Source organism: Salinivibrio sp. MA440 (genome assembly GCF_001996265.1).
In the GTDB taxonomy this organism is placed as follows: Bacteria; Pseudomonadota; Gammaproteobacteria; order Enterobacterales; family Vibrionaceae; genus Salinivibrio; species Salinivibrio costicola.
In genome coordinates, this window is record NZ_MUFI01000075.1 from 1 (window position 1) to 6,907 (window position 6,907).

The following is a 6,907-nucleotide window of genomic DNA, read 5'->3' on the forward strand; positions in this document are numbered from 1 at the left end:
TCACTAAACAGAGCATAAGTAAGGAAACTTTTTCCAAGGCGAAAGATCGCCTTGATGATCTTCTAAATACCAGTGTGGTGAGCAAAACCATTCAACGGTTTGTTGAGCATGGAGATATAAAATCTTGGGTGGAGACCGGCCTTTCTCTTCACAAGCGTCACGATACAAACCAATGTGAATTTTGCGGTAACACCATCACTGAAGAGCGGATCAAACGGCTTGAGGCCCATTTCAATAATGATTATAAAGCCTTCCAAGAGCGGCYTGTAAAGGCTGATAGCTGGCTTTCAGGTCAATACATACAAGCTCCAATGCTTCCTGCGGCAGGTGACTTTTACGAAGAACTTAAAAAGAAATACAGTGAAGCCTGTGCAGATTTGGAAAAAGCTATTATAGACCTGAACGAAGAAATATCAGCTTGGCACACTGCCCTGAAGAAAAAGACTGAAAATCCGCTTGAAACAGATCGTTCAATAGAGGCTATCAAAGAATCGTCCATACAAACTTTCAATGATGCCATGGCCGCTATTAGTGCAACTGTTGAAAAACACAATCACAAATCAGCCAACTTTAAAGAAGAAACAGACAAAGCCAAGAAACAGCTTGAGCTTCATTATGTAACCACTGAAGTAAAGGATTTTGGTTACCACGACAAGAAAGTTGAGGTTGCTAAACGCGCAGCCGAAAACAATGATTTAAAAAGAGCGATAAATAATAGAAATACCGAAATTCGAACTCTTGAAGAGTCGCTGTCAAATGAAGGTTTGGGGGCTGATCAGTTTAACGAATCGCTCCACAAGTTTCTTGGTCGCAGTGAAATAACTCTTCATTTTAATCCGGAAAAAAAGGGTTATGAAATACTTCGGAATGATACCGATCTGGTGGAAGGGAATCTGAGTGAAGGTGAGAAAACTGCCATTGCGTTCGTTTACTTTATAACCAAGCTAAAAGAAAACGACAACAAAATAGAGAACACTATTGTTGTAGTCGATGATCCAGTATCAAGCTTTGATTCAAACCACCTGTTCCATGCATATTCGTTCCTTAGAAGTAATTGTGATAAAGCAAAGCAATTATTTGTATTTACACACAATTTCACCTACTTTAAATTAATTAGAGATTGGTTTGAAGGGGTAAACCGTAATAGGAAAAGAAAGCATCCACCTAAAGAACCAAGTGCGTTCTTTTATACCATTGAGGCGTCAACAGCAATTCCCCGTCATTCGACATTCAAAGACGCTGATCCCAGCTTAGTGAACTACAACTCAGAATACCATTACATTTTTTCAAAGCTCTATGCATACAGAAATAGCCCAGAATTATCACGGGATGAGGCATTCTTGACGGCTAATCTTGCGAGGAAATTGCTTGAATCTTTCTTTAGCTTCAAGTTTCCAAAGTATCGAAGTGATATTGCCCAGTTAATGGATCGTGGTCTGAAGGGTTGCGAAGTTACGGATGAAGCGACAAAGGAAAAGATTTACCGATTCATCAATAAATATTCTCATAGTATTGTTATTGAGATTAATGAGGAATCTTCGGAAAACCTTGTTGGTGAAAGTCAAAATGTGATTGGTGATATTTTTGCTTGGCTTCAAGAAGTCGATGAGGTTCATTATGATGAAATGCTTGAAGTTGTGCAATGATTAGTGACTAAGCGTATAACAAGGCCAGGCACGGCGACGTCTTTTTCGTTGCGGCTTCGCCTCCACTACAAAGCCACGCATGCTGCATGCGTTAAGCATCTAAAGTAAGTATGGAGAATAGAGCTTGTATTTTTATGTGGATGAAAGTGGACACACTGGCCCGAATCTTTTTGATGAGGCCCAGCCAATACTCTATTACGGCGTATTGTCGAGTAAAATAAATTTGGATGCAGCTGCAGAAGGTAGAGTAAAGAAAATCAGAAAGAAGCTTGGGGTTAAGAGGCTTCATGCATCTGAGCTTGGCAATGGAAAATTAGTAACAATAGTCAAAGATATTGAATCATTGAGAAAACGCTATGATCTCCGGTTTGATATTTATCGCGTGGCTAAAGTCGATCACGCTCTTATTAGTTTTTTTGACCAAGTATTTGATCAGGGTGTGAACCCAGCAGTCCCTTGGACGTCTTATTGGACCCCAATGCGGTATGTATTACTTTTAAAATTAGCCTCATTGTTTGATGAGGAGCTATTGAAGGCGGCATGGGCAGCTAGAATAAATCTAAAAACCAATGAAGCTAATGCCTCCTTAGTAGATATATGTAATACGCTAATATCTAGAGTCGACAGCTTACTTGATGAGCGGTCTCGTCAAGTTATCACTGACTCCTTAACGTGGGCTGCTGCGAATCCAGACGAAATATATTACAACGTAAAAAACAAGAAGGATCTATTACAAATAACGCCCAACCTGATTGGCTTTCAATCAGTGATGCACGGCATCGCATCTAGATTGCTAAAGAACGGGAAGACAGCGTCACAAATAATTGTTGATCAGCAATCACAGTTTAATACTGCGCAAAAGAAACTCTCAGATTTTTACGCAAAAGGGAGAGGTCTTCCTTTGGTTAACGGTCCGGGGCTCCCTAAAATTGATTTTAGTGGTATGCCGGAAACGCCTATTTCGTGTACCGCTGGTACTGATAGCACTGGTCTTGAATTGGTAGATATATACCTCTGGGTCTTTAAGAGGTTTATGGATGAGAAAGAGTTAGCGCCGGAGCTATTTTCTCTTATTAAAGGCCAATTACACCGTGGGCTCACCGATGAGGTGTCTATCAATGCAATAGCAAGTCGATGGTCTAAATGGTTCGAAGAGTTACCTGACCCTACTGATGAACAAATGGAAAAAGGTAAAGAAATGCTGAGGATGGATGAGGAAAGGAGGCTCCTAGCTGTAAATGGAAATGCTTAATACAATGTTAGCTGCACGGGAGGCAACTTGGAGAAAAAGGGATTCCACATAGCGCATGAAGCATCCTTAGTCGTTTCAGATGAATATACCGGATTACATGGTCGTGACGAGTACAATGCTGCTGTTGCTCACGTTTGCGATTTAATACGCGCATCATATTCGTTATTCATGAACGGTAGCTTTGCGCCTTCTCTTTTTTTATCTATCACGATATTTGAAGAAATCGCTAAGATAAAAGCAGGTCACATGCGTGCGTGGGGAGATGAGCGAGAAAAAGTAAAACGTGGTAAAGATCCTCTTTTCCATCATGCCAAAAAGCACGAAATCTCGGTTGACCCTATTTACTTAATTGGTGATCGCATTGCAAAAAGCATAGGTGCTGAAAGAGCAAAAGAGATATTTGAGGGTTATGAATCTGGTAAGTATTCATCGCTCAGAGAAGAGTCATTGTACTTTGCACGCACAAATAAAGGGTTGCAAATTCCTGCAAATAGCGTAGATCTGCGTTTGGCTGCGGAACATTTGCTGATCGCAATTGAAATCTATTGCGATGAGTTTTGGGGTATGACTGCAGAAGCGTCTGAAATATGTGATACAACTGATGAATTATATTTGGAAGTCGAGGCTGCACTTAAAGGCAGCTAACAAGCAACTGCAGCGGATCAAATTTCGCTGCGCTCAATTTGCCCGCTGAGTTGGGCGTTATGTAACTTAATTGAAATCGGAGTAGGTCATCAAGCAATGAAGATTGAATCAAATAAAGTTTTGGAAATGGTATCTGCTTTCGTCTTACTCGGGGTTTCTATTTACTTTGGCTACAATAGTAAGCCTGCCGAAATGGGATTAACCATTGCAGCAGGATTTCTCGGCTTAGTATTCGCGAATCTGGATAAATTCAAAAGTTTTAAAGCAGCTGGCGTTGAAGCACAACTTAGAGAAGAGCAGATCAAAGCGGTATTAGAAAAGGAAATAGAATCTCCTACTGATTTGTTTGACGAAACCGAATCTCAGGTACCTAATGTTAATCTAGTCCCTGACAATGCTAAATCTGTTTTAGAGTCTTTACAAAGCCACGAATATACGTGGCGCTATGTTTCAGGAATATCAAAAGAAACTAGTTTGACTCGAGTTCAAGTTAAAGAGTCACTTCAGTGGCTTTCAGAACATGGTTATGCAAAAAAATCTCTTGGGAAAAACGGCGAAATTTGGGCGTCTACTCAAGAAGGTCGTTATCTTTATGCAGTAATCTGTTTTGACGGGGTTCCAGTTGCATAACAAACGAGTATGTCGTCAATCCTAAATTTTAGCGAGATTTTTATCCCACATCACGCCGTCTCTGAGCATCGAATTTAAGATCACTACCATCTTGCGCACACAGGCAATAATGGCGACTTTTTTCGGCTTTCCAGCGGCGACTAATCGGGTATACGTCGCTTTAAAAACAGGATTACATTGCATCGCAGACATCATCGCCATATACAACACGGTACGAACTTGAGCACGTCCACCTTGGATCACTCGTTTGCCTTTATATCGCCCACTTTCTTTTGTCACGGGTGCAACACCAATGAGTGATGCCGCTTGTTTGTTAGTTATATAGCCCAGCTCAGGGACGTTACTGATGATAGATGCTGCCGCAATGCTGCCAATGCCAGGCACGCTTTGTAAGAGCGTATTTTTAGTCTGATATTCAGGGCATACTTCAATCAACTTCACGAGTTTTTGTTCGATGTTGGTGATTTGATTTTTTATCGCAGTGAGCATGGGTTTGATGGTTGAATGCAAGGTTTTGGGCAGTATCTGCAAGCGGTTCTTTTCCATCGTTTGCATAGATAGGAGCTGGTTTCTCCTGATGACTAAATCACTCATTAAACGTATATTTTCCGCCTTGATAATGGTGATTTCAGGCTTAATGGCGTCGCCATAATGTGCGATTAACTCAGCATCTAACCGGTCATTTTTCGCTCTTCGGCCAATGGCGCCGGCGAAGCGTTTAATGTGCACAGGGTTGGCGCGTACGATGGGTAAATTGGCTTCAATACACGCGATCACAAAGGGCATTTCTAATCGGCCAGTGGCTTCAATGATGATGCGCTCAGGCTGATATGGCTTGATGATTTTCAATGCATCTTTAATGCCTTTATCAGTGTTTGGCACAGAGAAGAAGTGCGCAGTTGGTCTGACGTAGATGTCGAGTTGCGCTTTGCCGGTATCGACGCTGATGTAGATGTTTTGATTGGATGCAGTATTCATAATAAGCTAACTCTTGTTTGCGTAATACGGGTTCGAGACCCAGTCGAGTATTCGAGTTTGGTGCTTGGAGTTCTAAGGTGCGTTCATGTTTGTTATCGGTCTCTCGACAGAGGAGCCAGCGTTCAATCGAACTGCACATTAGAAAGCTTTAGTTGCAGCTAAAGCCTGGGTCTCACTTTACCCAAATACGGGTGAGATTATCCATACAAACGCTTCAAGAGGGATTCGTAAACGTGTGCCATTTTCGCTTCGCTACAATTTGGGCACACATTCACTCACCCCTTAAGCGGGCGTTAAGTTTCTAGAAAAGTGTTCGGGAAGAAAGGAAATGTAATGAAAAAGATTTTTTTAACTTCATCTTTCGTGGATGTGGCAGATTTATTCGTGGAGTTCGCCGAGGAAAAATGCGCAGGAAAAACTGTTACATTCATACCTACGGCGAGTCTTGTCGAAGATGTTACATTTTATGTGGATGCTGGCAAAAAGGCCCTTGAAGAACGCGGGCTAATTGTTGACGAACTTGAAATTTCAACGGCAACCAAAGAAAAAATAGATAGTACGCTCAAAAAGAATGACTATATCTATGTTACTGGTGGTAATACCTTCTTTCTCCTTCAAGAGCTGAAAAGAACAGGCGCGGACACAGTTATATCTGAACAAGTAAATTCAGGGAAAATGTATATTGGTGAGTCTGCTGGTTCCATTGTGCTTTCACGCARTATTGAGTATGTAAAAGAAATGGATGATTTCACTGCCGCGCCGAACATTGGCACGTTTTCATCATTAGGAATGATTGATTTTTATCCGGTTCCTCACCATACAAACTTCCCATTCAAAGAGTCAGTCGAGAAAATCATTTCTAGTTATAAGGACGAAATAGATCTTTGCCCCATTAGCAACACACAAGCGATTGTCATACATGACAATAAATTTGAAGTCTGGGGTGAAAAAACTTAACAATTTACTGCATTGGAAAAATAACTCGCTGACGCTCGTCATTTTCCGGTGAGTAAAGCGTTATGTTTCTCTGAGGGCAGGCTCAAGCCCAAGATGATCAACAAAGGGGATAAAGTCGCGATCCAAAAACAGCAAAGGTAGCTTTTTCTCTATGCAGAAAGTCGCGATGATCACGTCGGCAGTTTTTCGGATTGTGATGCCCTTTTTGCGAAGTGCCCTATAATTGTCAGCGCAAACAAGTGCCATGTCTTTGCCAAACATTTCATACTGCTCCAGCGAGAGCAGGCTCTGTTTGGTCTGACGATAGTGTTTGTCGTTGCGGATGCCTTGAAGGATTTCCAGAAATATGAGGTCGCCGATAGCGACGGATCCGTGGACTATTGAGGCATCCAGCAGGTCAGTGTGCGGGTTTTTGACTCCGTTGAAATAGTCGATCCATACACTGGTATCCACCAATATCATCCGGCGCCCCGCATTTCATCCAGGTCGCCTTCCCACTTGATTTTGCCTCGCAGTTTTCGAATTTCCTGCTGCTTGCTAAGCTGAACTAGAAGTTTTAGACCTTGCTCAACAGCCTCTTTTTTGGTTTCGTAGCCGGAGGCTTTGAGAGCTTCTGCCATCAACTGGTCGTCTATGACGATGTTCGTTCTCATGTCGCACCTATGTGTATCGATTTCGGTTTCCATACACAATCTAGCACGTCAGGAAGAACATAACAATCGGCTGCACAGCGACCGATTTTCCGCCGCTTCGCGGCTCCAAACCGGCGCGTGAGCCGGGCGTTATATTTATTTAAAAT

General features: G+C 42.1%; 8 protein-coding genes. 5 read left to right on the plus strand and 3 right to left on the minus strand.

The window, feature by feature from the left end; genetic code table 11:
• From BZG80_RS15230 to BZG80_RS15245, 4 genes are all read left to right on the plus strand, one after another.
• A partial coding sequence (locus BZG80_RS15230) for an AAA family ATPase (protein ID WP_108744129.1) occupies window positions 1-1,646 on the plus strand: 1,646 nt, incomplete at its 5' end.
• A 124-nt stretch (window positions 1,647-1,770) separates the two neighbouring features.
• Entirely contained in the window at window positions 1,771-2,898 is a 1,128-nt protein-coding gene (locus BZG80_RS15235; RefSeq protein WP_077661670.1) for a DUF3800 domain-containing protein, read from the plus strand.
• 27 nt (window positions 2,899-2,925) lie between these two features.
• A complete protein-coding gene (locus tag BZG80_RS15240) occupies window positions 2,926-3,543 on the plus strand; it encodes an AbiV family abortive infection protein (protein WP_077661671.1) in 618 nt (205 codons plus the stop codon).
• 96 nt (window positions 3,544-3,639) lie between these two features.
• Window positions 3,640-4,173 carry a hypothetical protein gene (locus BZG80_RS15245; RefSeq protein WP_077661672.1) on the plus strand — a complete coding sequence of 178 codons (534 nt, stop codon included), beginning with the start codon at window positions 3,640-3,642 and terminating at the stop codon, window positions 4,171-4,173.
• A 21-nt stretch (window positions 4,174-4,194) separates the two neighbouring features.
• Here the strand turns inward: BZG80_RS15245 and BZG80_RS16020 are convergent, their stop codons facing one another.
• Window positions 4,195-5,151, minus strand: coding sequence for an IS110 family transposase (locus tag BZG80_RS16020; RefSeq protein WP_198532968.1), 957 nt, complete (start codon window positions 5,149-5,151; stop codon window positions 4,195-4,197).
• A gap of 333 nt (window positions 5,152-5,484) precedes the next feature.
• Here BZG80_RS16020 and BZG80_RS15255 point away from each other — a divergent pair, with 333 nt between their 5' ends.
• Complete coding sequence (locus tag BZG80_RS15255) at window positions 5,485-6,108, plus strand: peptidase E (RefSeq protein ID WP_077679740.1); 624 nt, start codon at window positions 5,485-5,487, stop codon at window positions 6,106-6,108.
• Between the two features lie 60 nt (window positions 6,109-6,168).
• Here the strand turns inward: BZG80_RS15255 and vapC are convergent, their stop codons facing one another.
• A complete protein-coding gene (gene vapC, locus BZG80_RS15260; protein WP_241824056.1) occupies window positions 6,169-6,561 on the minus strand; it encodes a type II toxin-antitoxin system VapC family toxin in 393 nt (130 codons plus the stop codon).
• Between the two features lie 5 nt (window positions 6,562-6,566).
• Complete coding sequence (locus BZG80_RS15265) at window positions 6,567-6,761, minus strand: type II toxin-antitoxin system VapB family antitoxin (protein WP_077460653.1); 195 nt, start codon at window positions 6,759-6,761, stop codon at window positions 6,567-6,569.
• Window positions 6,762-6,907 lie beyond the last annotated feature (146 nt).

What these genes read in the sequence shown, in the direction of transcription:
- BZG80_RS15265 (WP_077460653.1), bottom strand. Translation starts at nt 6,761, where the DNA reads ATGAGAACGAACATCGTCATAGACGACCAGTTGATGGCAGAAGCTCTC.
- BZG80_RS15245 (WP_077661672.1), top strand. Translation starts at nt 3,640, where the DNA reads ATGAAGATTGAATCAAATAAAGTTTTGGAAATGGTATCTGCTTTCGTC.
- BZG80_RS16020 (WP_198532968.1), bottom strand. Translation starts at nt 5,151, where the DNA reads ATGAATACTGCATCCAATCAAAACATCTACATCAGCGTCGATACCGGC.